Below are 23,710 nucleotides of genomic sequence, written 5' to 3'. Positions count from 1 at the left end.
TTCGCCTCTTCCCATATTGAAGCTATTCAGACACTTTTGTAGCCTACTTGACAAAGAGGCTGCCTGAAATTTTCAAAACAGCCTTTTTTTTATTCAAGAATCTTCATTCAACGATTAAGCTATTCGAATCGTGAACTAAAAGCTCACATTCTCTTGTACGAAGAAGTTGGTTTAAAAAAATCATCCACCATATCCACCGTTACTTCTGAAAGATGTTTGTAATCATACTTCGGCGATTGGTCTCGATCGATGAGGATGGATCTTACACCTTCATAGAAGTCTTCATGCTTCAAAAAGTTCTTGGCAAGCAACAGATCGGTTGCAAAGCACTCTTTCAATGTTTTATGTTTGCCGTCAATCAATTGCTTTAACGTGATTTTCAAGGAAAATGGAGATTTGGAAAGAAGCAGCTCCTTTGTTTTCATGCAAAAATCGCTGCCCTCCCTGTCGAGCGACTGGAGAATACCTTCGACTGTTTCAAACGCAAAATGTTGATCGATTTCTTTTTGACAAGAAGCAAGCTTGCTTGCTTGAGACGGCTGTGTTCGATATTCATCGATCAGCTGATCAAGCTTTTCATCAACTTTTACCTTGGCCCAGTCCGTATGCTCCACTTTTTCATTAAAGTGCTTTATTGTCTCACTTTCCATATAAATGTCCGCGCCGTTCATATAGAGTACATCGGCAGCCGGTATGACGGACGCAGTTAATGCGAGATAAAGCCCAGAGTAACCTGGAGCTTTGTTTAAGAAATAGGCACCGCCTACATCAGGAAAAAAACCAATATTCATTTCAGGCATTGCCCACTTCGACCGCTCCGTTACGATCCGGTGACTTGCACCGTATGTCAGGCCGACGCCTCCCCCCATCACGATTCCATCTAAGTAAGCGATGATCGGCTTAGGAAATTGGTGGATTGCCATATCCGTCTCGTATTCTGTCGCGAAAAAGCCCTCGGCTTTTCGCATTGCTGACTCAGATGAACGAGCTTCATAGAGTGTCTTGATATCACCGCCCGCACAAAACCCCTTTGAACCTTCACCCTTCATGATAACGATCGATACGTTACGGTCTGTCTTCCATTTCAATAATTGTTCACCGATGGCTCGCACCATCTCATGCGTTAGTGAATTGAGCGCTTTGGGTCTGTTCAAAACAATTACAGCAACACCATTTTGATTAACGGAAAACACAACTTCAGCGGACATTGTATCTACTCCTTTTTAGAGATGTTTAAAGTCAGGCTTTCGTTTCTCGACGAATGCATGGATTCCCTCTTTGGCATCAGCTGTCAGAAACAGTTCTGCGAACCGTTCTCGTTCCCTCTCCATTCCTTGCTTCATGCTGCCGTTGCTTCCTTGAACGATACATTCCACGGCGCGCATCACACTAGTCATGCTTTTCCCTTCAACAAACGACGCTGCAATGGCCCTTGCCGTTTGTAACAATCCGGCTTCTTTTACAGCTATCTGGGCGATCCCCAGTTCTACGGATTCATCTGCAGAAAGGAACCGGCCCGTCAGGATCAGCTCCAATGCCGTTGCCGTATCCGTTATTTTGCGCAGCCGCTGTGTGCCGCCAAATGTAGGGATAAGTCCAAGTTTCAATTCCGGCAAACCTATTGTCGCCTGATCTGATACAATTCTGAAGTGACAGCCCATCGCAAGCTCCAGTCCCCCGCCAAGTGCCGGACCATTTATTGCAGCAATGACAGGTTTTTTAGAAGCCTCGATTTCATCACAAAGCGCCTGGCCCGCTTCAGCTAGTACCAGTCCTTGTTCCTGATTGCCCAATTTTGAAACGAATTCTTTTATGTCCGCCCCAGCCACAAAGAAACGGCCCGCTCCTGTCAAGATGATGGCTCTTGTTTCTTCATCTCTTCCAAGCTCCTGCAGAAGGATTCGCAGTTCAGCGATACAGGAGGAAGATAGTGTATTTGCCGGTGGATTGTCCAATGTAACTACCGTGATGAAATTTTCTTTTTCGACCTTTGCATATTTGTAGTTCAAGATTTATCCCTCCCAATGATTGCTATTAAATAGGAAAGAACCCTCTACTGCCAAAAATAGAGGATTTCTTTCTGTTCAGATAGTCAGCGTTAAAACCAGCGTTCGGTTACCACTTTTTTTCGTGTATAAAATTGGACCCCATCTTTTCCGTTCGTTCCAAGATCTCCGTAAAAAGAAGCTTTGTTGCCTGCGAAGGAGAAAAACGCCATCGGAGCTGGCACGTTGACATTCACACCGATCATGCCGGCATCAATTTTGTCGCGAAACAGCTGGACGCTTTTGCCGCTAGCCGTATAGATGACGGCACCATTGGCAAATCTCGACTGATTGGTGAGCTGGATTCCTTCATCAAGGTCCTTGACTCGTACAACACTTAATACTGGAGCAAAAATCTCCTCCTGCCATATTTTCATGTTTTTTGTTACATGGTCGAAAATGGTGGCTCCGACATAGTAGCCTTCCTCCACTTCCGGATCCCTTCCGTCGACCAGCAATGCAGCTCCTTCTTTTAACCCGCTATCGATATAATCGAGCACACGGTTTTTATGGACTTCACGAATCAGCGGACCAACAAAGTTCTCTTCCGATCTGCCTTCTCCCGTTTTCAGATTACGAGTTTCAGAAACAAGCAGTTCCATGAATTCATCTGCGATTTCATCTACAACGGCTACGACAGAGCATGCCATGCAACGTTCTCCGCTGCTGCCGAACGCAGCCCCAATAATGCCTTGAACCGATTTTTCAAGATGGCAATCTGCTAGAACAACCGCGTGATTTTTTGCACCTGCCAGCGCTTGGACACGTTTTCCGTTAGCCGTACCAGTTTGGTATACATGCTTTGCCACAGGCTCGGAGCCGACGAATGAAATCGCTTTGATGTCATCACTCTCCAATAAACCGTTCACGACATCTTTTGCACCATGTACAAGGTTAAGGACACCCTTCGGAAAACCTGATTCATAGAACAGCTCCACAAGCTTCTCGGCAAGGATCGGTGTTCTTTCTGAAGCTTTTAGGACAAACGTATTGCCGCAGGCGATCGCGAGCGGAAACATCCAAAGCGGTACCATCATCGGGAAGTTGAAAGGCGTAATGCCCGCCACCGCTCCCAATGGATAGCGCCAGATCGAACCATCGATTCCGTCGGCAATGCCCGGCAGGGATTCACCCATCATTAAAGTAGGAGCCGCAGTCGCAATCTCGACAACTTCGATTCCTCGCTGTACTTCCCCGCGGGCATCTTTTAACGTTTTCCCATTTTCCAACGTTATGATTTCAGCCAATTGTTCTTTCTGTTCTTGAAGCCTATGCAGGTATTTGTATAGAAGTCGTGCACGATTCGGCACAGGAACCAGTGACCAGGTTTGATACGTATTGTGAGCGGCCTGTACGGCTTGATCAACATCAGCTTTCACCGACAGAGGTACATAAGCAATTATTTTTCCGTTTGCGGGATTCATTACCTCTTCGACCTCGGTACCGTTGGAATCCACCCATTCACCATTGATATTGTTCTTCATTCTTTTTATATTCGTTGTAATACTCATCTCCCCTTCACCTCTCCTTATGGAATCCTTGACGTGTGCTCACTTAGTTTTTTGTACAGGACGGACATGTCTTTTTCACCATAACCGTTCATTACCGCTGCTTCATACACGCTAAAAAGGATTTTGCTTAGCGGCAGCTCCACATCATTCTTTGCAGCCAGCTCAAGTGCGAACCCGAGATCTTTTCTTAACAGCTCTAAAGAAAAACCTGGTTCATAGTTATCGTTGGCGATGAAGCTTTTGTAGTTCCGTTCATAAATTCGACTTTGGCCATAACTTACGTTCAGCATCTCGAATAACCTTTCAAGATCGAGATTGCTATTCTTAGCAAGGTGAAGGGCCTCACTTACCCCTGCTGTATAAAATCCGATCAAGAGATTGTTGATAAGCTTTGTGTTCGTACCGCTATCGATTTGGTCATTCACATGAAAAATATTTTCGCCCATTGCTTCAAATAAAGGAAGGGCCTTATCAAAGGCGGACCTTGCACCGCCTGCCATAAAGGTGAGCGTCCGGTTCACGGCACCTATCACACCGCCACTGACGGGTGCCGCAAGAAAATCAACATCCTTTTTCTTGGCAGCGTCTTCAATGCGGATATTCAATTCAGGGGCTACCGTACTCATATCGATCAGCGTAACACCGGAGCCGGCGAGAAAAACGAGCCCATTTTCCCCCAGAAAAACTTCTTCCACTGCTTTAGCGGAAGGCAGGCTTGTAAATATCACATCACATTGTTTCACCATATTTTCAACCGATACGCCAATCGTACCTCCAGATTGATGAAAGGACATTTCCGCTTCTTTATTCAAATCCATTCCATATACAGTAAAATCAGAAAGAAGTAAACTTCGCGACATAGGCAGACCCATATTGCCCAACCCAATAAACCCGATCTTTTTCATAAGGCTTCACTCCGTTCACACATTATATTTTCCTTGATCAGCCATTCTTTCTGCGATTTCACGTTTTTGGACAAACAGATTCCTTAAGAGCGGGACAGCAAGGCTGCGAACTTCATCCAACAATACCTTTCTTCCCGCTTCTTCCGTTTCCGTTCCTGATAAAATCAATACTGCCATCTCTTCAACTCTGCGGTATCCTTCTTCACAGATAACGTTCGCCATGTACTCTTTCAACCTTTCCTTTTCCCTCCCGTTCTTTTGGATGGCTTTTTCCGTACGAATGACCGCAGATTCCATCACATGGAATTCTTTCATCATGTCGGCAAGCAAACGGGAATATTCTTGTTCTTGTTGGATGTTGATTTTGGCATGTATCACTTCCTGCAAAGTTTTGTGTACAAGTATGCTAGACAAACGGATGTATTGCCGGTTTCGGTTCGTTTCCTCATCCAGTAGAGACTTTCCTTCGGTTTGGAACCCTTTTTTTAGCAAAAACTTGGCAATCGTCAGACGGTTTATTTCATTCGTCCCTTCGAAAATCCGACTAATCCGCGCATCCCGATATAATCGTTCCACATCATATTCTTTCATATAGCCATAACCGCCATGGATCTGTAAACACTCGTCTACGATTCGGTCAAGAACTTCGGAGCAGTGTACTTTATTGACAGCACATTCAGCTGCATAGTTTGCCAGTTTTGCCAATTGTTCTTGTACAGGGTCGGGCGTTTCCAATATGCGGTCCAAACCATCAGCAGTTCTGTAGGCTGCACTTTCCGCACCATAAATCGCAATCGCCATATTCGCAAGCTTTTCTTGTATCATGGAAAAACCAATGATAGGCCGATCAAATTGTTTACGCTGTTTCGCGTAGTTCATGGCAAGCTCCAATGCCTGCTTGGATGCTCCGATGTTAGAAAAGGATAACTTCAATCGTGCCATGTTGAGTATATTCAGTGCTACATGGTGCCCTTGCCCGACTTTCCCCAAAACATTGTGTGCGGGTACACTGACATCCTCCAAAATTAAAGTAGCAGTCGATGACCCTTTTATCCCCATTTTTTTCTCTTCCGGACCGATGGAAACCCCTTTGAATGATCTGTCTACAATGAATGCTGTCATGCTGTCCCCTGTTTTGGCGAAGACAACATATACATCAGCCACCTGTGCGTTCGTGATCCACTGTTTTTCGCCATTCAACAGCCATGCTGTTCCCTGCTCATTGCGGATCGCAGTCGTTTTGGCATTAAGCGCGTCTGACCCCGCATTATTTTCCGTTAAGGCATAAGCACCAATCCATTCTCCCGAGGCAAGTTTTGGCAGGTATGTTTGCTTTTGCTCTTCCGTTCCATAATAGACGTATGGGAGAGTTCCGACACCTGCATGAATATTGAAGGAGACGCTGAAAGAACCGCCAAATCCCATCTTTTCCGCCACAAGTCCTGAAAGCTTTTTATTCAGGGACAATCCGCCATATGACTCTGGAACTTCAATACTGAGCAAGCCGAGCTCTCCCGCTTCTTGAAACAATTTTTTCACCTTTCCGTGATCGTGCCGGTCGATCGCTTCCAGCAGTGGCATCACTTCGTTTTTCACAAAGAGTTCTGTAGTCTTTGATATGAGATGATCTTCCTCAGTAAAATCTTCTGGTGTGAATACCGCAGTGACTGGTCCTTGGGGAAATAAAGGTTCATTGCATTGAAGTTCCGCCTCGCCCATTGCTTTCCTCCTCGCTTCAACTCGTGACATTCATGTTTGCAAGCACAATTGTAAGCCCTTTCAACATTACTTCTTACCCTACTTTTTTTTCATCAGCAGCCGATGAAAACACAAATAAAAAAACAACTTCCCATAAAGAAGTTGTTAAGTTCGAATTGATACGTAAATAAACATGTTTTTCCATGACAAAATAAAAACATGCAGATCAATCGCTCGCACTTAACACCCCCTATCCTCGTAGGTATAGATGTGTGCTGAAACAGGCAGGTCTCCTGGCTTATGATCATCACTCTCCGAGCCTTCCCATCTTCATGTTGCTGAAGACAGTGGTTTTTTCGGATCGCTCCCAAATACAGTTGCGGGACAGCGTCGGGCTCCAACCGACTTCCCTATTATGTAGTTGAAAAAAATATATCAATCTACACCTGTTTCTACACGTATTAAGTTTTCCAATCAAACATATCAAATATTTGGAAAATTTACAAATAATTTTATTTCCCTGGTTCCTGCCATTGTTTATAGCTGCTTTGAGCTTATCAGGATAGCTTCTCCTCAGCGTACAATGAACGAAAAAGGCTCCATTCTTTCTTTACCGGAGAACATATCCTTGATTTTAATTTGGTTATTTTTCACTTCATCCTCCCCTACGATGATGACGTTGCGGAAATTTTCTTTATTCGCTTTATCTAAAGCTTTGCCGAGCCTTTTCTTTCCCATTTCAAATTCTACTTTATATCCTTGGTTTCTTAGCTGCCTGGCCACTAATAATGCTTGCTTTTCGGTATTTAGCGGGATTATATAAAAATCGACATCAGGATTTTCGGCGATTTTTTCCTTGGATGATAATAAGGCCGTATTAATGACATCCAGCCCCAATGAAATACCCACCGTTGAATAGCTCTCATTCGTTCCGATCAATCCCCCAATGGCATTGTCATACCTTCCGCCGCTGCCTATGCTTGATTTAATGCTTTTATCTGCTAAAAAAATCTCATAAATCTTACCTGTATATATCTCCAGCCCTCTTGCTAAAAATGGATTGAAGCAACATTGCTTATCGACACCAAGGAATTCCAGATAGGTTTCCAGCTCTTTTAATTCTGCTAAACCCTGCTTTACCTGTTCGTTTTGTTCACTGAAAGGCGCAAAATAGTTTAAACTTGCATGATCACCAGTGGTTAAAAATTGATTGATGTGTTCTATGGTTGAAGGCTGCAGTCCTTGTTCCATCAGCTCCAGCGTAACAGCATCCAACCCGGCTTTCTCGAGCTTATCGAGTATCAATATTACTTTGTTGGTTTTTTCATCGGCTGTTCCAAAAACCTCTAGCATACCAGCTAATAATTTTCGATTATTATATTGAATGCTAACCTTTAAGCCGAGTTTGCGGAATGCATCCAAGGCCATCAGCATCAATTCCGCTTCGGCAATTTGGGATTCCACCCCCACAATATCAACGTCACATTGTGTAAACTCCCTTAGTCTACCAGTCTTTATCGGTCCATCCCTGAAGACTTTACCTATCTCATATCTTTTAAAAGGCTTCCTTATGCCCGGGTTCATCGCAACCACTTTCGTAAAGGGAATGGTGAGGTCATATCTTAGTGCCAATTCTCGTTCTCCCCTGTCTGTTAATCTATACATCTCCTCCAGTATCTCGGCACCCCCTCCATACTTCGAAGCTAGCAATTCGGTGTAATTCAATATCGGAGTTTCCAATGGCTTACATCCATATTGAATAAAAACGTCTTCCATTGTCCTTCTGATGCCCCTTCGTATCACCTCTGTATCCGGTAAATAATCTTGAGTTCCCTTTACATTTTGATAATCCATTTTTCGCATGATTCATTCCTCCGTTTCATTAAAGATAAAAAAACCGCACAAGATTTAAGTTTTATAACTTAATCCATGCGGTTTAATGATAAATAGCCTTCCTATATGCCGATTTCTTTAAATCGAATAGCAAGACTACTTGATATGATGATGTAATGGTGACAAGGAAATACTTTTAGTAATGGACTGCATATAGCTCACCTCAAATTTCCAATTAATGTATCATACTGCAAGGGATATTTCAATGTTTTTTTGTTCGCAGCACGTTTAGATGATGACGGAGCGATTTTTCATTTTTTAAAAATGAGCTATTTAGGAGAGATAACCTGGCAGCATAAAACAACCTAATCCGTAACCGGATTAGGTTGTTGGCTTTAAAGAATGAGAATGGATCGTTACTACTCGTTTTATAGATCAGTTTGGAAACCAGCCGATAGGTTTTACATCGAGGTTAATGTTGATTTGCTTGGTTTCTTGATATTCGTCTAATCCATATTTCCCTAAGCTGCGTCCTATGCCGCTTTGTTTGTAGCCGCCCCATGGTGCTTCGACATATGTTGGATGATAATCGTTGACCCATGTTATGCCGGCCCTCACTTTCTTGATCACCCGCAGTGCCTTTGCTCCATCATTGGAGAATACGCCGCCTGCAAGACCATAATCTGTGTCATTTGCAAGCTTAATAGCCCCTTCTTCATCCGTAAATTTTTGGATGACCACCACCGGACCGAAAATCTCCTCTTGTACGATGCGCATATCAGACGTTACATCGGTGAAAACTGTCGGGGCAATGAAGAATCCGTTATCAAGACCATCATCAACAAGGCGGTAACCGCCTGCTGCAAGGGTTGCCCCTTCCTGTTTGCCTATTTCGATATACTTTAGAATGCCATTCATTTGTGCTTCGCTTACAATGGCTCCCATTTGGCTGTTTTCTTCAAGGCCGGGGCCTACCTTTATTTTATTGGCTCGTTCCACATACCGTTTTACATATTGGTCATAAATGCTTTCTTCAACAAGTATGCGGCTGCCTGAAGAACATACTTGTCCTGCACCGAAGAAAATACCAAACAATCCGTAATCGACAGCCGTTTCCAGATCAGCATCCGCAAAAACGATGTTAGGTGATTTTCCGCCTAGCTCAAGGGAAATTTTCTTTAAGTTGCCTGCTGCCGCTCTCATGATCGAGCGGCCAACGTCTGTACTTCCTGTAAATGAAACAATATCTACATCCTTGCTTTCCGCTATCGTTTGACCAACTACAGTCCCGCGGCCCATCACCATATTGGCAACACCTTTAGGGATCCCTGCTTCCTCGATGATTTCGAATAATTTCATTGCTGTAACAGGTGTCACCTCGGCTGGCTTGAACACGATGGTATTGCCTGCAGCAAGTGCAGGTGCGATTTTCCACACACTCATTAAAAGTGGAAAGTTCCAAGGAACAATCAAACCGGCTACGCCTACAGGCTCACGAACGACCATCGCTTGCACCGGCGCAGGAACTTGATAAGTTTCTCCTTCTGGGTGTTGAACCAAGCCTGCGTAGTAACGGAAACACGAGGCGGCATCAGCTATATCGAAAGCTGCCTCCGCTTTAAGCTTCCCATTGTCCATTGTTTCAAGAATCGTTAATTCTTCCGCTCGTTCATCAATTATATCCGCTATCTTAAATAAGTAAGACGCACGCTCCTGTGCTGTTAGGTCTGACCATACTCCGCTTTCAAATGCAGCCTTCGCAACTGATATGGCCGTTTCGGTTTCTTCCCTGGTGGCTCGCGGTGCCCTTGCAATGACTTGCTGTGTCGCAGGATTAATTACAGGGATCACCTCATTTGAAGCTGAGGACTTCCACTCACCGTTAATGTAGTTTTTCAGCTCTAAAACTGCTGTTTTTAAAATTGTCATAGTATTCTCCTCCAATTCAATTCATCATTTAACTTCTTTGAGTCATTAAAGTTTTAAAGCCAGACTATCTCCCTTCGCCCGTGAGCAGCATGTAAGGATGGCATTGCGTGATCGGCGGTTTTCCTCACTAAGGAAGTAATCACGATGGTCGACTTCCCCTTCAGCAACAGCAACCTCACAGCTGCCGCACCCGCCCACTTTACATGAATACGGTGCATTGATTCCTTCCCTTAAAAGGGCATCAAGCAGCGTTTCTCCTTCATGAACCGAGATGGATCGATCGCTATCCGTCAGCTCTACCACGAATGGATTTAGCGGCCCATCATGCTTTGACGCAAATAATTCGAAGTGAATCGCATGTTCCGGATACCCATATCCACTTGCTGCTTCACGATATTCTTGCACCATTTCGAGCGGTCCACAAAAATAAACATGTGTGCCAATACGATGATTCATCATTGTTGCAGACGTCATTCTGCTTTTTTCTCCTATCTGAGAAAAATAAAAGGTGCATTGATCCGGATACTTCGCTTTTAACATCTCGTAATACGCACATAATTCCGGTGTGCGTGCTGCATAATGCAATTCAAAGGTTTGGCCCTCGGCTGCCATGTCCTCCATCATTGCCAAAAACGGAGTGATGCCAATTCCAGCTGCATAAAACGCATGATGCTTCGCTCGAAAGCTAAGAGGAAAGTTATTTTTAGGGAAGCTTACCTCCAAAATGGTGTTTTCCTTTACATGATCATGCCAGTAAGCTGAACCGCCGCGAGACCCTTCGTCCCGACGAATGGAAATGGCGTATTTTTTTCGATCTCTTGGATGGCTGATAATGGAGTATTCTCTCTGGAATATCGTATCCTGGGCCGGCATGAAAGTGGTTAAATGCGCCCCCCCTGTAAAAGCGGGCAATGGGTTTCCATCAACCGGAACCAGCTCGAACTGTTTTACGAATTCTGTTTCTTGAATGATCTTGTTTACTTTCATTTTTATATTTCCAACTAAGCGCATGATGGTCAGCTCCCCACTACTTCTTCTTTGCCGGCCGGGATGAATGGGTAACCAATATAACCTTCCCGTACGATTGAATAAAAGGGACCAATTTCAAGACTGGCTTTGCAATGGCCACATTCCGTACTTTCCGCTTTTTCTGCGACTCCTGTCACTTCGAAACATTTCATGCAATATACATAACGTCGTTTAGGGCCAATGATCACCACTTGAATCTCATCCTCGGATAACCCGGCTTCCACCCCTAGCTTAAAGACCATGACGGCATTCCCCCAGGCAGCCGAAATATAAAATTGGGTGCCCATCGTTTGTGATAAGAGGAATCTCTTAATCCGCTCCCCATCTTCCACGCCCCTAATGGCTAGGAATTCGACAGGCACAGTACCCGCAGCTTCAGAAGTGAAAATCTCCGCCTTTTCGTATCCGGATTGATCGGCAATGATGACAAACTTTCTTCTTCCATTCCGCACAGTAAATTGATTTACGATTGTAACAGATTTATCAAACAACACTGGACTATTGTACAAGGCACTCTTCCTCCTTATTTTCGAAGTTCGCTTTTCCTTTCTTCATCGATGCGCCTCAAATATTCGACCGATTGTGGAAGAAACGGGGCAATCCCCTTGTATTTGGCCATCGGTTCGGGAATATCCTGCAGCACGCTATATGTTAGATCAAACCACTCCTGACGCAATGCCAAATCTTCAAGCGGCAGGAACTGGGTGTTCAAGACGAACAGAATCGCGTTGCTTCGCGGCAGGCGATAAAACTTTTGTTCTTCAACACGCAATCGAACCAGCTTTCCTGCACTTTCTGGTGTTATCTCAGAACGCTTCGGCTCCCATACATCCATCGTTTCATAGTTGACATCCCATCGGTCTGCCATCAGGTTCCAGTTGATGCGCGTCCATGGCTTACCTGGCTCGATTGATAATAAAAACTTACGGACGCGCTCTGCCAGCTCATCACCTTTTCGCGAAACAAATGGCACAGGTGCATGAATTTCATCGAAGGACATCCCTTTATTCCAGTTAGCCGAGAAAAGGGCGGCATAGGAGACTTGCCCCACTTCCAAATAAAAATTACTATCACGATGAACCATTAAAACAAAATCATTATGGAAATGACGGCCAATATAATCTAACGGTTCATTTGGAAGAGTGCTAGCATCTCCAAATACGAATGAATCGGATTCCCCAAATATATGGTTCCTGAATGTCCAATTGTCTCCATCCTTCAAGACCTCAAAATGCTGCGGATAGCGGTCAATTGCCATATCGATGAGCATCTCAAAAACTTCCCATTGCATCTCCAACGTGTGCGGAAATGATTGGAACCTTATATGCGGTTGTTCCTGAAGAAGTCGGCGCTTCGCTTCCACTTGAAGTCTATATTCTGGTGTAACTTCAATACAGTTAATGTTGGAAAGTCTTTTCAAGTCGTTGGAATAGCGATAATTACCGGAAGTGAATGGAAATGGGAATGTATCTAAATCAGTTGTTTTGAAATCCAATCTTTGTGTAAACATTGAACAATCTCCTCTCGTTAACAAAATTCTCTAAAGTCTTCCACTTCTATTTAGCTTCCTTTAATTCAACAGATGAGCGACCCATGTCAACTTCATAACGGAAAATGTATTTACTTGAAACATAGTAGGTGACTAACGCGACAAAGTATGTTGGAATGCCGGCAGCTGTATAAAGGAATAGGTTACTCGATTCAAAAGTCATTGGATTATAAAGAATCCAGTATACGATCGTTCCAATGATCACCGTGAGGACGGAAGATGGATTAACACCTTTCCAATAGGTGTATGAGCCTTGTGTGTCATACAAATCCCTCAATGAAATGTGTTGCCGCTTTACAAAGAAGTAATCTGAAACGACGATGCCTCCGATTACCGCCATAATAAAGGAAATGACAGCAATGAATGATCCAAATGCGTCGTAAAATGTGGAGCTTAAAAGCAAGAATATGGTTGGTATCGTTGTTCCCATGGCTACCATCCAAGACTTTTTCGGGAATACAGTTTTAAAGCTGACAGCTTGTGAGTACATTAGGAAAATCGCTGCACCGACATTCCCCACCGAAAGTAGAATCAAACCGATGAAACCACCCCAACTGCCCGCGATCGTAAACATCCAATCGGAAGGATTAAGCGACCCAGCGACTAAAGCGGCAAAAGCCCCGACTAAAGCAGCGATACAGACGATGATTCCATAGCTGTAGAAGCCCGCTTTGAATGCCCCTCCTTCCGTTTTTGATAAACGGCTGTATTGGCCAAGATATGGAAGCCATGAAAATCCAAGACCTATGTTCAATTCCAGTGCTGTCGCGAAGGAACGTGAAGACGTTTCAAATGGTTCAGAGGGTACTAGATTGGCAACATTCGAGACCCCCTTTCCGAAAAGGACTATTGCTAGAATGCCAAACATGAGGAACAAAAAAGCGGGAACAGCTATTGCCGTATATTTTTGAATGGCTACCGGTCCACCTACCGTTACTAGAAAGGCACATATAAAGAGTAAGATCGAGAAAAAAGGGGCTCCTGTAGTTTGACTTGATAAAAAAGCCGGCGTTCCCGCCCAATTAGCTGCCTCTGCTAACGCCTGGCCAGACATAAAAAGCGCAATTGAAATATAGCCGAGAGTCAAAACAAGAAAAACAAAGAAAAAGATATTCGAACCGAGATAACCGAGTGAACTTCGAAACCCGACAAAAGTGTCTATGCCATAGCGTGCAAAGTACAGGGTGATGGGAACAATCAGCAACATTGGGAAAGCGTTCCCGAATAAAATGGCTGCAAGGGAGTGCTTCGCATCAAGCATGTTACCTGTGTATCCGCCAGTTAACAGTCCAAAGGATGAAAGGCCAATAACAACCTGAACCAAAATTAAATCCCGAAGATTAAAAATCCGGTCACCCTTACTTGCCGGTAAAAAGCCAAAGGCCACATCCTTCGATATGGTGGAATTCTCTTTACTCACACGCTTCTCTCCCAACTATAGGTATAATGAATGGATTGCCGTTTGAAAAGAAACTACTTTAGACAAGTACATAAACTACGTAGACGATGATCAAAAGCATGAAAAAAATAGCGCCCATCGCATCCTTCCATTGCATTTTTTCAACTTTCACCACATCTTCCTGCTCAAACGCATTGATTCGCTCATTCAAATCCGAATATAGATTTTTGATAAAGGGGTCTTCTGAATTGATATTCTCTTGAAACTGATTCACTTTATTCAATATAGCCAATCCCTCCTTTGCCTCTCTTTTTCAGTCTCTCACTATTCTTAAATGCAAAAACCATGCCAAACTGAAAGCGCTATCAAACAAGGGGCATCTGCAGGAAAGATATTCATTTTTGAAACTATTGATTAATTGTGAAATTTCTGTAATATTAAGCTAAGGAGTTCAATGAAAGGCAGGTATACACAATTGGATTACTTCACCTCTGCCCTCTTGTCCATTTATGATCAGCTTATCGTGACAGATAAAAATGGAATCATACTAAAATCGATTGGAACCGAAAATTCCTTATTCCACACAATTAAATCAGCAAGTACCGGCGGTTCCATCAAAGATGTGGAAAAAGATTTATTTTCTACGAACTTGGCAGAAGAGGTAATGGGCACGCAAGAAAAAAAATCGTTCATGCAGATCTCGTGGCAGGGCTTCGAAATGCTGGTTACTGCATATCCGATTGAATCTGCATGGGTATGGGCCTACAAGGAAATGACAGACCCTTACCTCGAAACATCAGGAGATCGATCTATTCAATTGCCTGATACGAAAAAGCCAACCTTTCCCTTTGTGATCCGCAGTAAATCCATGCTGGACGTTCTTCATAGAATGCAAATGGTGTGTGATTTTAGTGCAACCGTCCTTTTATTGGGGGAATCCGGAGTCGGAAAGGAAATGGCTGCCCGGGCCATACATAATATGGGCAAAAGAACCAATGGACCGTTCATACCCGTCAATTGTGGAGCCATCCCGGAAAACTTGATCGAAAGCGAACTGTTTGGCTTTGTTGAGGGTGCTTTTACCAGTGCAAGGAAAGGCGGTGCACTGGGGAAATTCACACTTGCCGATAAGGGCATATTATTCTTGGACGAAGTGGGCGAGTTACCGCTTAACGTACAGGTGAAATTGCTCCGTGTCCTTCAGGAGCGCATCGTCACGCCAATAGGCAGTTCGGTCTCCCACCCTGTTGATATTCAAGTGATTGCCGCGACCAATAAATCGCTTGAAAAAATGGTGAAGAAGGGGGAATTTCGAGAAGACTTATATTATCGCCTGCACGTCGTTCCGATTCACCTTCCGCCGCTTAGGGATCGTGTAGATGAAATTCCCTACCTGGTTCAATTTTTTTTACAAAAGTATAATGCACTCTACAATCGACAAGTGACTTTCACCCCGGATGCTATCGACATGCTAAGTATCCATCAATGGCCAGGTAATGTGCGTGAGCTTGAAAATATAGTGGAAAGGCTTTCAATTACAAGCCGAGCATCGGAAGTGGATGTCGACATGGTCAAAGAGGTCCTTCCCCTTAAAGAGCCCCATCCGGCTTCAACACCTGTTATAGATTTTCTAATGCCAATGCAGGATGCAGTCGACCTTGTTGAGGAACAACTGATCAGCATGGCAATGGAACAATATAAATCATTGAAATTAGCGGCAAAGGTATTGGAAATCAGCCAGCCAACGATGAGTAGGAAATATAAAAAAATCCGTAATAAAATGGAAGAAGCACATCTTTCACCAGTGAATAAACGGGCCATTTTAGAAGAGCAAATAAATAAACGGCTCCGCTCCATTGCCGTTGTGACGGCAGCAATCATTCCTGCCGAAGAGGTAATCATTCTACAAAAAAACATGAACCGCCTCGATTCACATTCTCAAAAACTGAAACAAAAGCTTACCCTGATTCAAGAAAAAGAAGGCGTAATCGAATGGGTCTTTATCTTTAGCATGAATGAGGATGGACGATTGATCCATCTCATTGCAGACAAAGGGTTTGTAATTGAGCCGGGAGAAGAATATATCGGTCCCCCTGAAATGATGAATGTTGCTTACGCGGCATTTAACGGTAAAGCGGGAGTTACGCCCATTTATGAAGACAAATACGGTGAGTGGAAAACGAGCCTTGCACCCATTATGGATGATGACGGCAATATTGTCGCCATTGTCGGCTGTGATTACAGCAAATCTTATATTAATTCGGAAATGCAGCGTCTCAGCAGGCAGCTTAAAATCCGGATTTAATCCTGAGTCAAGAAACTTGGCCGGGTGCTATGGGAATAACGGAAAAAAGCTGTTACAAAAGCGCCTTGAATGGCCTTTTGCATTCAGCTTTTTTATTATTGAACGCATATCCATCCTGCTTACAAAATCAAAATATACGATTGCGAAATACGTCCGTTATAAGGAATTCATGAGCATCTTCTGGGTGAGGAATTCATAACCAAGCCTAATTTTTCAAATAGACGACACTATTGCTTCTTTCCACCTGAAAATTTAGATCATCCTTAATGCTAAGTACATTTATTCCTTGATGATTGTTAGATTCAAAAGATATCCCATATCCATTGTTTTCAGGATACCCATATAAGTAGCAGACTACTTTTCCATCTTTCAAGAATACTAGTTGATTCATGCCTTCGTTCACCGTTTCGCTAATGGCATCCCATTTATAGCCTACCGTTTCATAAATATCTTCTTTCGGGGTATATGGGGTAAAGGAGTATACCCTATCCCATTCAAATGGAGTTACGTCTTGCAAGTGTACGGTCTTCACGGAATGTCCAATTGCGAAAACTGCTTCACTTAGCTTGCTTTCATTCACGTCCCATATATCCTTCTTTAACAGATTGATGAGGATAGCTATACATATAATACCGAATGCAATGATTGCGAATGTCTTGTTATATTTCACTTTGATCTGCACCCTTCCCTTTTTTTAAATGACCACCCCGACCTTACCAAACATCCCCAAATAAAACCTGCTTGAAATCAATCGAAGCAGGCCATTTTTGCTGACTTTTGAAGATCCGCCATATTTCTTTCTTCTTTCATAAACCTGTTTTGTTCATTAAACGGTACCCCCGTCTAATCCGGAATTTTAACGTATGCCAGCTTAAGAATAAGATCTTTGTATTGAGGATACTTTACTAAAAGATCAGCTTGTGTGAACAGTTCAAAGTCCTCGAATTCAAAACCGGGAGACACCATGCACCCTACAAGGGAAAATGTATCTTCCTCCAACACAGATGATCCAAAGATTGATTTTTTTGGAACGAGAGCCTGCGGGACTTCCCCATTGTCCAAGTTCATGCCTAATTTAATTTCTTCATACTCCCCATTTTCATGAATGATATGTATGGTTAAAGGACTTCCACCGTGATAATACCATAATTCATCCGACTTTAGGCGGTGAAAATGTGAGACGTCTTTCGATGTTAATAGAAAATAAATGCTCGTATAAAGCTTTCTTCTACCTTCATAATGGACGGTCAATTCCTGATCGGATGTACGTTCCTCTGATTCAAAGGTTCTTTTATAATATCCGCCTTCCGGATGAGGAAGCAGTCCTAGCTTTGATACCCAATATTGTGCATTATTTGTATTCATGGCAATATTCCTTTCCCTTTTAAGATCTTTCTCCTTTAACTTACTTAAAGAGACTCTACATAAATTCTATACTCATTTTAACGTATATAACCATTTCATATGAGAATCTTTTTCAGGAAAACTTAGAATAGGAAGAATACATAATGGATTTATATCTATTTGTGTTCTTAAAAGGAGAAGGTACAATGGATACTAAGCAGTTAGGCAATTACATCGTTCAGTTGGTTGGCAGCGAGGAAAATATCAATTCCTCGTATATTGTGCCACACTATTTCGAGGGAATTTTCACCATTGATCAAAAAGTTCTGGCGGGAGCAGGTTTACTTGATTTCGATTTCACTGCAAGGCCAAAAGCCGAGGAACAAAACGCTTCATGAAATTCCCGCTGATTGTGGCGGACTATTTCTCAACCGTTTTTCCATTGTTAATCTGGATGGCTGTTTATGCCCTTTTGGAACGGTTCGATAAAAAGCATTCTGGATACGATTCAATTGTTCTTCATTCCAATGGTAGGTGTTTGATCATGGTTCCATTATTAACGGCACGTTTGGACAGTACATGAGCTTCGCGATTGGACTGCCGTTATATTTTTGGTGGCCAATTAACCATTCTAAATTAATTAAACCAAAAGGAGCGTTCACTATGACACAATTCGAAGCAAAATTCCCCAAAAACTTTTATTGGGGCGGTGCAACTGCCGCCAACCAAATTGAAGGCGGATTTGATGAAGGTGGTAAAGGTTTATCTGCTGCCGATTTTGTTGAATATATTCCGAAAGATCAAAGAACGAAAGATAATGCAATGGAAATCACCTCTGAACAAATTCGAAAAGCACTAAGTGGTGAATCGACGGCGCGTTATCCTAAACGTGAAGGCATTGATTTCTATCACCGTTATAAAGAAGATATCGCCTTACTTGCTGAGATGGGCTTTACGGCATTCCGGCTTTCCATCCATTGGTCAAGGATTTTCCCTAATGGCTATGATGAAGTTCCAAATGAGGCAGGCTTACTGTTTTACGACAACGTATTTGCTGAGCTGAAAAAATATAATATTGAGCCGATCGTTACACTATCTCATTATGAAACACCATATGGCTTGACGGAAAAATATAATGGCTGGGTCGGTCGTGAGGTAATCAATCATTTTGTCCAGTATGCAGAAACGGTTTTTACGCGTTATAAAGACACAGTGAAATATTGGATTTCATTTAACGAAATCAATATGATTACCATCAGCCCTTTTACAGGCGGAGGAGTCATATCGGATAAGGAATCAAATTCCATGCAGGCAAGATATCAAGGTTTGCACCACCAATTTGTCGCAAGTGCGCTTGCCACAAAAAAATTGCATGAAATTATTCCTGACGGGAAAATGGGTTGTATGCTGGCAAGAATGAGCCATTATCCAAACACACCCAACCCTGCTGATGTCATAAAGGCGCAAAAGGACAATCAAGAAAATCTATTCTTTACAGATGTTCACGTTCGAGGCGAATATCCTGCCTATATGGACCGTTTCTTCATTGAAAATAATATGGAGATCATCAAAGCCACCGGTGATGACGAGATTCTTAAACAGCATCCAGTGGATTACATCACCATTAGTTATTACATGTCCATGTTATCCTCCGCTTCCCCAGAAGGAGAGCGAACAGAAGGAAACTTAATGAATTCACTAAAAAACCCTTATTTAGAGGCATCGGAATGGGGATGGCAAATCGATCCAATCGGGCTGCGTGTCGTTTTGAATGAGATGTATGACCGCTATCAAGTGCCCATCTTCATGGTTGAAAATGGATTGGGTGCCTATGATAAGGTGGAAGAGGACGATTCGATCCATGATCACTATCGGATAGATTATTTAAGGAAACATATCGAGCAAATGAAAGAGGCTGTCGGTGATGGAGTTGAATTAATGGGGTACCTGGCCTGGGGACCTATCGACTTGGTTTCCATGTCAACAAGTGAGATGTCGAAACGGTATGGCTTCATTTATGTCGATAAAGATGACGAAGGCAATGGAAGCTTGGCAAGAAGCCGTAAAGATTCATTCTACTGGTATAAAAAAACGATCGAAAGTAACGGCGAAGTATTGTAAAGTCGATTTCCATTGGATGATGCTGCCCTTCCCACAACAATAAAGGATGATAAGCTAAGGTGTTAGGCGCTTGACGAAAAACAAGCGTTTAACACCTTCTTCCTCTTGATCACGATCTTTGAGCTTGGCATATAGACAATTTCAAACAGCTTCCAACATCGATTATGGAAACAAACTCTTGATTCAGATGTGTCGTCATGATTTATTCGAGATGCCGGTGTTTGTTATACGAATCTTCATATGAAATGTAACCGGAACCGTTGGGTATCGTTCCTCCCAGGCTTTTTTATCGAAGTTCCGAAAATGGCTCCGCGCTTTTTCTGTGATACCAAGCGGATCAACCTTCAATTCCTTAAATTTTTTCATCATTTTTTCTGCCCTTTGCGTCGTTCCTTTACTCCATTCCTGCTCCATTTCCTTCAATGTGCCCTCCCCTACCGATATACTTGGCGCATCCTTGACTTCTCCTAAAAACGACACATGAACGTCGATCCGCGGTTCATCTTGGCTGCCGGACACTTTATATTTCACTTTCGAGCGGATATTTTGAAGGGCTATGTATTTCTTGTTCTTCATGCTGAATTGATCGGTACCTGTTTTGGTCCTTTCGTATAGAAGCTTAAATAGATAACTCTCCTTATCGGACAGCTCACCAACGTAGCGGTCATTCTTAAAAAGGGCAAGCCCCTTATATCGAATATGGTCGTGTTTTTTCTCAATAATGGGCAGAAAAGGATCTTGGACGAAGCCGTTATACTGATCCAGGAAAACATGAACAGTCGGCTTGGGGATAATGTCTTTCAAATTTCTCTCCATGAAATCGGATAAATATTCCGCAGATGTTGGTGCATTCGTATACTTAAAAGTCAATAGCTCCTCCACACTGCCATCGACTACCGCCATGTACACATCTCTGCCGATTTCAGTGGATCGCCCAAGCGGATCCGTAAGCTCCGAGACACCGTGTTTCGCCAGCTCTTTACTAATTAAAAAATTTTGCAAACGTCCTGTGACGAGCTTTCGTTGGGACTCCAGCTGCTGCTTTTGCAAGATGTCCAGAAAGGTATGGCCTTCCGCCGTAAAAAAAGCATCGAGCGGTTCAACATTTATGCCGGCAGGATAAAAAGGAGCGGCCGCCGTTCCCTTCATCCGATGTTTGTCCACATAGTCATAACCGATGGCGGAAACGTGCTGGATATCTTCAAGGATCTTTGTTTCAATCGAATTATAGAACAACAGGATGAGGAAGAATATGCACCAGAAAAGGTATTTTTTCATGACGTCCTCCTAAGTTTGCCTTTAATCATTTGATAAAAGAAGATGAACGGAATGTACGCATACATGACGTAAAGACTCAACGCATCCATTACCGAACTTAGTTGATCGATTTGCTCTCGGGTTTTCAAAAAAACGGCCGCCACCGCTGTCATGACAAGGATTGCAATTAGACTATGTTTTTGCTTTAAGCTATACAGCTGCTTCAAACCTCTAGTGCCTGCCCAAGTAAATAAGCAAACACTATTCAGGACGCTAAACAGCCAGAAAGAAAGCCCCAGAAACTCAAACCTTTCAAGAAACGTAAAATCAGCAATTTGCCAAATGGTTAGTGTCGGCCAAACCGACTCAAGTAATTGATTTTTGGAAAAATACATAAGGGATACGATCATTATGACTAAATAGCTGATTGTACTAAAAGCCGTTCCATAATGCCCCCATTTTTGCGATTTTGGTGCATCTTTTATAAAAGTATAAAAAAAGAAAATCGTTTCGAATCCGGTCAGACTATACGACATCGTTTTAGTGGCAGTCAACAACTCTGCCACGGAGTGATCGAAAATGGGGAAAAGATGGGAAGCTTGCATATGCCGTAAAGGGAAGCCTAACATGATAAAAAATATCGGGGTCGTAAAAATGAAACTGAGGAAGCAAATTCCCACAATGATGCGAAAGCCGCCGATGATATACACATATACAAGCGCCAAGAGAATCAAGGCCATATACCATGTTTCCAATTGCGGGAAGATCCAAACCTGGATCAATTCAATATAACTGCGAACGACGGAGACCGCCAAAGTCAGCAAATAGACGATCAAAGCCAAACTAAACAGCCCGCCAAGCCATGGCCCAAACAGATCCTTGTGAATGACAGTAATATCATTGGCTCCTTTATTTAAAATTTGATAAACCATCCACAAAACGACGTGTATCGAGATTCCGGCGATAATGACGGCGATCCACGCATCATTTCCCACGAATTTAACGATTTCCCGTTGAAAGCTGAAAACCCCCAGACCAAATTGGGCAGCGACAATAAGATAAAAAACAAAAAACGGAGAAACTTTCCTGTTCTCGGACGGTAAGGGCAGCATACGGCACCTCCAAAGGTGTATTTAGTCGTCAATATCCCAATCTTTTTTTGGCAAAGCCTCCTGCTGAAATCGCTGACGATTTTGTGCCCTTATTTGCAGGGGCCGAAGTGCTTGCTTATTGAACGGCATCCGAATGATCGAATCCTTGAAGTCCTCCACACGCAATGGGAAGACTGGTTCGAGAAATGGGCGGCCTAAAGAAGTCAGCTTCAATAAATGAGATATCAAAAGGGCAAAGCAGACGGCGACTCCTACAAGGCCAAGCAGTTGAGCAAACAAGATAAACGGAAAGCGAATGAGGCGGATCACGCTGCTGACCTGGTAGATAGGTGTAGTGAAGGAAGCAAGCGCACCTGTAGCGACGACAATTAGCAGTACATTGCTCGTCAAGCCCGCTTGAACGGCCGCTGTTCCAAGAACTATACCGCCGACTATACCGATGGTTTGGCCAATCTTTGTCGGCAGCCGGGCGCCCGCTTCCCGCAAAAGCTCAATCGCCAATTCAAGAAGAATGGCCTCCAAAAAAGGCGGAAAGGGAATGGTTCCCCGTGATGTAATCAGCAAGCTCAGTACATCACGGGGAATCATTTCATAATGATAAGTTAATATGGCTACATAAGATGATGTGGCTAAAATGGAAAAAAGAACTGCAAAGAGCCTGAGCAGCCTGAAAGCGGAAGCGACATTCCATATGGAGAGGTAATCCTCAAAGGCCGCGAAATAAGTAATGAGAGATACAGGACCTGATATCGCAGTGGGCGACCCCTCCGAAAAAATGCCGATCTTCCCTTCTGCGAGTACGGCCGCGAGCCGATCTGGCCTTTCCGTATCAATTAACTGCGGGAATGGCGAGTTTTTATTATCAGCAATCATTTGGCTGAGAAATGAAGTGTCGGCGATTTCATCATACTCGATTCCATTAATCCTCTGGATCACCGTATTCACATTTTCAGGGTCAGCGATTCCTTTTACATAAACAACCGCGATCCGGGTTTTTGATAGCTTACCGACCATCAATTCCTTAACCAGCAGTTCGGGAATCGGCAAGCGTTTTCGAACGAGATTCAAATTGGTATCAAGTGATTCTACAAAGGCTTCCTTCGGCCCGGCAACCGTATATTCCGTTTCCGGTGTCGCCACTTGCCGTTTTTCAACGGATGGCACCGGAACAACCAAACAGTTCCAGTTCCCTTCTTTTTTGAAAATAATCAGGTTTCCGGTCATCAATTTATTTTGTATATCCGTCATATCGTCTGTAATGGAAACTTCCTCGATTGGCAATATCGCTTTTATTTCCTCCAAAGTAGAAGGTTTCTTTGCTTGGAAGCAAGCGAGGACTTCGTGATGGATAATTTCAGATTTCACCAGCGTTTTGAAATAGGCAATGAAAAAGGGCGAGTCCTGAAGACCAAAAGAAAGAAAGTCTGCCGACTCTTCGCACGCTTCTAAAAGCTTGGCAAGCTCGCTATTATGAAAAGCTGAATCTGTTTTCAGCATTGGGAAATTCAACCTCTCTTCGATATTTCCACATTCGGGGAACGGTTTATTCAATAATTTTAATATGGTTATAGGAGTCACGACTTATTCACTATTACGTCTTTTTCACATTAAGCCAGTGTCTACGAACTATCTCTAAACGTAAAAAACCCGGGAGATTCATCTCCAGAGTTTTT

Annotated in this window: 20 protein-coding genes and 1 riboswitch; of the genes, 3 read left to right on the top strand and 17 right to left on the bottom strand. The window is 43.2% G+C overall.

What is annotated here, in order from left to right:
- Positions 1 to 143: 143 nt before the first annotated feature.
- The 12 genes from QNI08_RS16565 to QNI08_RS16510 all read right to left on the bottom strand — a co-directional run bounded on the left by QNI08_RS16565 (position 144) and on the right by QNI08_RS16510 (position 14,181).
- Entirely contained in the window at positions 144 to 1,208 is a 1,065-nt protein-coding gene (locus QNI08_RS16565) for an enoyl-CoA hydratase/isomerase family protein (RefSeq protein ID WP_285768498.1), read from the bottom strand.
- A 15-nt stretch (positions 1,209 to 1,223) separates the two neighbouring features.
- Positions 1,224 to 2,009, bottom strand: a complete 786-nt coding sequence (locus tag QNI08_RS16560) for an enoyl-CoA hydratase-related protein (RefSeq protein ID WP_285768497.1) — start codon at positions 2,007 to 2,009, stop codon at positions 1,224 to 1,226.
- Between the two features lie 89 nt (positions 2,010 to 2,098).
- Positions 2,099 to 3,556, bottom strand: coding sequence for a CoA-acylating methylmalonate-semialdehyde dehydrogenase (locus QNI08_RS16555; protein WP_285768496.1), 1,458 nt, complete (start codon positions 3,554 to 3,556; stop codon positions 2,099 to 2,101).
- A gap of 17 nt (positions 3,557 to 3,573) precedes the next feature.
- On the bottom strand, positions 3,574 to 4,461 hold the full coding sequence (locus QNI08_RS16550; RefSeq protein WP_285768495.1) for an NAD(P)-dependent oxidoreductase: 888 nt from the start codon (positions 4,459 to 4,461) through the stop codon (positions 3,574 to 3,576).
- Positions 4,462 to 4,476: 15 nt separating this feature from the next.
- Positions 4,477 to 6,180, bottom strand: a complete 1,704-nt coding sequence (locus QNI08_RS16545) for an acyl-CoA dehydrogenase family protein (protein WP_285768494.1) — start codon at positions 6,178 to 6,180, stop codon at positions 4,477 to 4,479.
- 245 nt (positions 6,181 to 6,425) lie between these two features.
- Positions 6,426 to 6,624: riboswitch (cobalamin riboswitch) on the bottom strand.
- Positions 6,625 to 6,732: 108 nt separating this feature from the next.
- Complete coding sequence (locus tag QNI08_RS16540; protein WP_285768493.1) at positions 6,733 to 8,022, bottom strand: histidine--tRNA ligase; 1,290 nt, start codon at positions 8,020 to 8,022, stop codon at positions 6,733 to 6,735.
- Between the two features lie 405 nt (positions 8,023 to 8,427).
- Positions 8,428 to 9,921: an aldehyde dehydrogenase family protein gene (locus tag QNI08_RS16535; RefSeq protein ID WP_285768492.1), complete on the bottom strand. Its 1,494-nt coding sequence runs from the start codon at positions 9,919 to 9,921 to the stop codon at positions 8,428 to 8,430.
- 45 nt (positions 9,922 to 9,966) lie between these two features.
- The gene (locus QNI08_RS16530; protein WP_285768491.1) at positions 9,967 to 10,932 is read right to left on the bottom strand and encodes a PDR/VanB family oxidoreductase; all 966 of its coding nucleotides are present in this window, start codon (positions 10,930 to 10,932) and stop codon (positions 9,967 to 9,969) included.
- Positions 10,933 to 10,937: 5 nt separating this feature from the next.
- Positions 10,938 to 11,459, bottom strand: coding sequence for a hypothetical protein (locus QNI08_RS16525; RefSeq protein ID WP_285768490.1), 522 nt, complete (start codon positions 11,457 to 11,459; stop codon positions 10,938 to 10,940).
- A gap of 14 nt (positions 11,460 to 11,473) precedes the next feature.
- Positions 11,474 to 12,460 carry a heme-dependent oxidative N-demethylase family protein gene (locus QNI08_RS16520; protein WP_285768489.1) on the bottom strand — a complete coding sequence of 329 codons (987 nt, stop codon included), beginning with the start codon at positions 12,458 to 12,460 and terminating at the stop codon, positions 11,474 to 11,476.
- 46 nt (positions 12,461 to 12,506) lie between these two features.
- Positions 12,507 to 13,919, bottom strand: coding sequence for a purine-cytosine permease family protein (locus QNI08_RS16515; RefSeq protein WP_285768488.1), 1,413 nt, complete (start codon positions 13,917 to 13,919; stop codon positions 12,507 to 12,509).
- 58 nt (positions 13,920 to 13,977) lie between these two features.
- Positions 13,978 to 14,181 (bottom strand): hypothetical protein, encoded by a 204-nt coding sequence (locus QNI08_RS16510; protein WP_285768487.1) that lies wholly within the window; start codon positions 14,179 to 14,181, stop codon positions 13,978 to 13,980.
- Positions 14,182 to 14,352: 171 nt separating this feature from the next.
- Here QNI08_RS16510 and QNI08_RS16505 point away from each other — a divergent pair, with 171 nt between their 5' ends.
- Complete coding sequence (locus QNI08_RS16505) at positions 14,353 to 16,203, top strand: sigma 54-interacting transcriptional regulator (protein WP_285768486.1); 1,851 nt, start codon at positions 14,353 to 14,355, stop codon at positions 16,201 to 16,203.
- 205 nt (positions 16,204 to 16,408) lie between these two features.
- Here QNI08_RS16505 and QNI08_RS16500 read toward each other — a convergent pair whose 3' ends face one another.
- Positions 16,409 to 16,873 (bottom strand): hypothetical protein, encoded by a 465-nt coding sequence (locus tag QNI08_RS16500; RefSeq protein ID WP_285768485.1) that lies wholly within the window; start codon positions 16,871 to 16,873, stop codon positions 16,409 to 16,411.
- A 173-nt stretch (positions 16,874 to 17,046) separates the two neighbouring features.
- A complete protein-coding gene (locus QNI08_RS16495; RefSeq protein WP_285768484.1) occupies positions 17,047 to 17,568 on the bottom strand; it encodes a cupin domain-containing protein in 522 nt (173 codons plus the stop codon).
- Positions 17,569 to 17,753: 185 nt separating this feature from the next.
- Between QNI08_RS16495 and QNI08_RS16490 the strand changes: the two genes are divergently transcribed.
- Positions 17,754 to 17,945 (top strand): hypothetical protein, encoded by a 192-nt coding sequence (locus QNI08_RS16490; protein ID WP_285768483.1) that lies wholly within the window; start codon positions 17,754 to 17,756, stop codon positions 17,943 to 17,945.
- Positions 17,946 to 18,210: 265 nt separating this feature from the next.
- A complete protein-coding gene (locus tag QNI08_RS16485; protein WP_285768482.1) occupies positions 18,211 to 19,668 on the top strand; it encodes a glycoside hydrolase family 1 protein in 1,458 nt (485 codons plus the stop codon).
- A 195-nt stretch (positions 19,669 to 19,863) separates the two neighbouring features.
- On the opposite strand, the gene QNI08_RS16480 is transcribed toward QNI08_RS16485, so the two are convergent.
- From QNI08_RS16480 to QNI08_RS16470, 3 genes are read right to left on the bottom strand one after another with little or no spacing between them, the layout of a single operon-like run.
- Positions 19,864 to 20,946, bottom strand: a complete 1,083-nt coding sequence (locus tag QNI08_RS16480) for a Ger(x)C family spore germination protein (protein ID WP_285768481.1) — start codon at positions 20,944 to 20,946, stop codon at positions 19,864 to 19,866.
- Positions 20,943 to 22,037, bottom strand: a complete 1,095-nt coding sequence (locus tag QNI08_RS16475; RefSeq protein WP_285768480.1) for a GerAB/ArcD/ProY family transporter — start codon at positions 22,035 to 22,037, stop codon at positions 20,943 to 20,945. Before QNI08_RS16475 ends, QNI08_RS16480 begins: the two co-directional genes overlap by 4 nt.
- A gap of 21 nt (positions 22,038 to 22,058) precedes the next feature.
- Positions 22,059 to 23,534, bottom strand: coding sequence for a spore germination protein (locus QNI08_RS16470; RefSeq protein ID WP_285768479.1), 1,476 nt, complete (start codon positions 23,532 to 23,534; stop codon positions 22,059 to 22,061).
- Positions 23,535 to 23,710: the final 176 nt, after the last annotated feature.

It is taken from the genome of Peribacillus folii (assembly GCF_030271255.1).
In the GTDB taxonomy this organism is placed as follows: Bacteria; Bacillota; Bacilli; order Bacillales; family DSM-1321; genus Peribacillus.
The sequence above is the reverse complement of the archived record's forward strand: the minus strand, read 5'-3'. Positions and strand labels throughout refer to the sequence as shown.

What these genes read in the sequence shown, in the direction of transcription:
- QNI08_RS16565 (WP_285768498.1), bottom strand. Translation starts at nt 1,208, where the DNA reads ATGTCCGCTGAAGTTGTGTTTTCCGTTAATCAAAATGGTGTTGCTGTA.
- QNI08_RS16555 (WP_285768496.1), bottom strand. Translation starts at nt 3,556, where the DNA reads ATGAGTATTACAACGAATATAAAAAGAATGAAGAACAATATCAATGGT.
- QNI08_RS16550 (WP_285768495.1), bottom strand. Translation starts at nt 4,461, where the DNA reads ATGAAAAAGATCGGGTTTATTGGGTTGGGCAATATGGGTCTGCCTATG.
- QNI08_RS16545 (WP_285768494.1), bottom strand. Translation starts at nt 6,180, where the DNA reads ATGGGCGAGGCGGAACTTCAATGCAATGAACCTTTATTTCCCCAAGGA.
- QNI08_RS16540 (WP_285768493.1), bottom strand. Translation starts at nt 8,022, where the DNA reads ATGCGAAAAATGGATTATCAAAATGTAAAGGGAACTCAAGATTATTTA.
- QNI08_RS16535 (WP_285768492.1), bottom strand. Translation starts at nt 9,921, where the DNA reads ATGACAATTTTAAAAACAGCAGTTTTAGAGCTGAAAAACTACATTAAC.
- QNI08_RS16530 (WP_285768491.1), bottom strand. Translation starts at nt 10,932, where the DNA reads ATGCGCTTAGTTGGAAATATAAAAATGAAAGTAAACAAGATCATTCAA.
- QNI08_RS16520 (WP_285768489.1), bottom strand. Translation starts at nt 12,460, where the DNA reads ATGTTTACACAAAGATTGGATTTCAAAACAACTGATTTAGATACATTC.
- QNI08_RS16505 (WP_285768486.1), top strand. Translation starts at nt 14,353, where the DNA reads ATGAAAGGCAGGTATACACAATTGGATTACTTCACCTCTGCCCTCTTG.
- QNI08_RS16495 (WP_285768484.1), bottom strand. Translation starts at nt 17,568, where the DNA reads ATGAATACAAATAATGCACAATATTGGGTATCAAAGCTAGGACTGCTT.
- QNI08_RS16490 (WP_285768483.1), top strand. Translation starts at nt 17,754, where the DNA reads ATGGATACTAAGCAGTTAGGCAATTACATCGTTCAGTTGGTTGGCAGC.
- QNI08_RS16485 (WP_285768482.1), top strand. Translation starts at nt 18,211, where the DNA reads ATGACACAATTCGAAGCAAAATTCCCCAAAAACTTTTATTGGGGCGGT.
- QNI08_RS16480 (WP_285768481.1), bottom strand. Translation starts at nt 20,946, where the DNA reads ATGAAAAAATACCTTTTCTGGTGCATATTCTTCCTCATCCTGTTGTTC.
- QNI08_RS16475 (WP_285768480.1), bottom strand. Translation starts at nt 22,037, where the DNA reads ATGCTGCCCTTACCGTCCGAGAACAGGAAAGTTTCTCCGTTTTTTGTT.
- QNI08_RS16470 (WP_285768479.1), bottom strand. Translation starts at nt 23,534, where the DNA reads ATGCTGAAAACAGATTCAGCTTTTCATAATAGCGAGCTTGCCAAGCTT.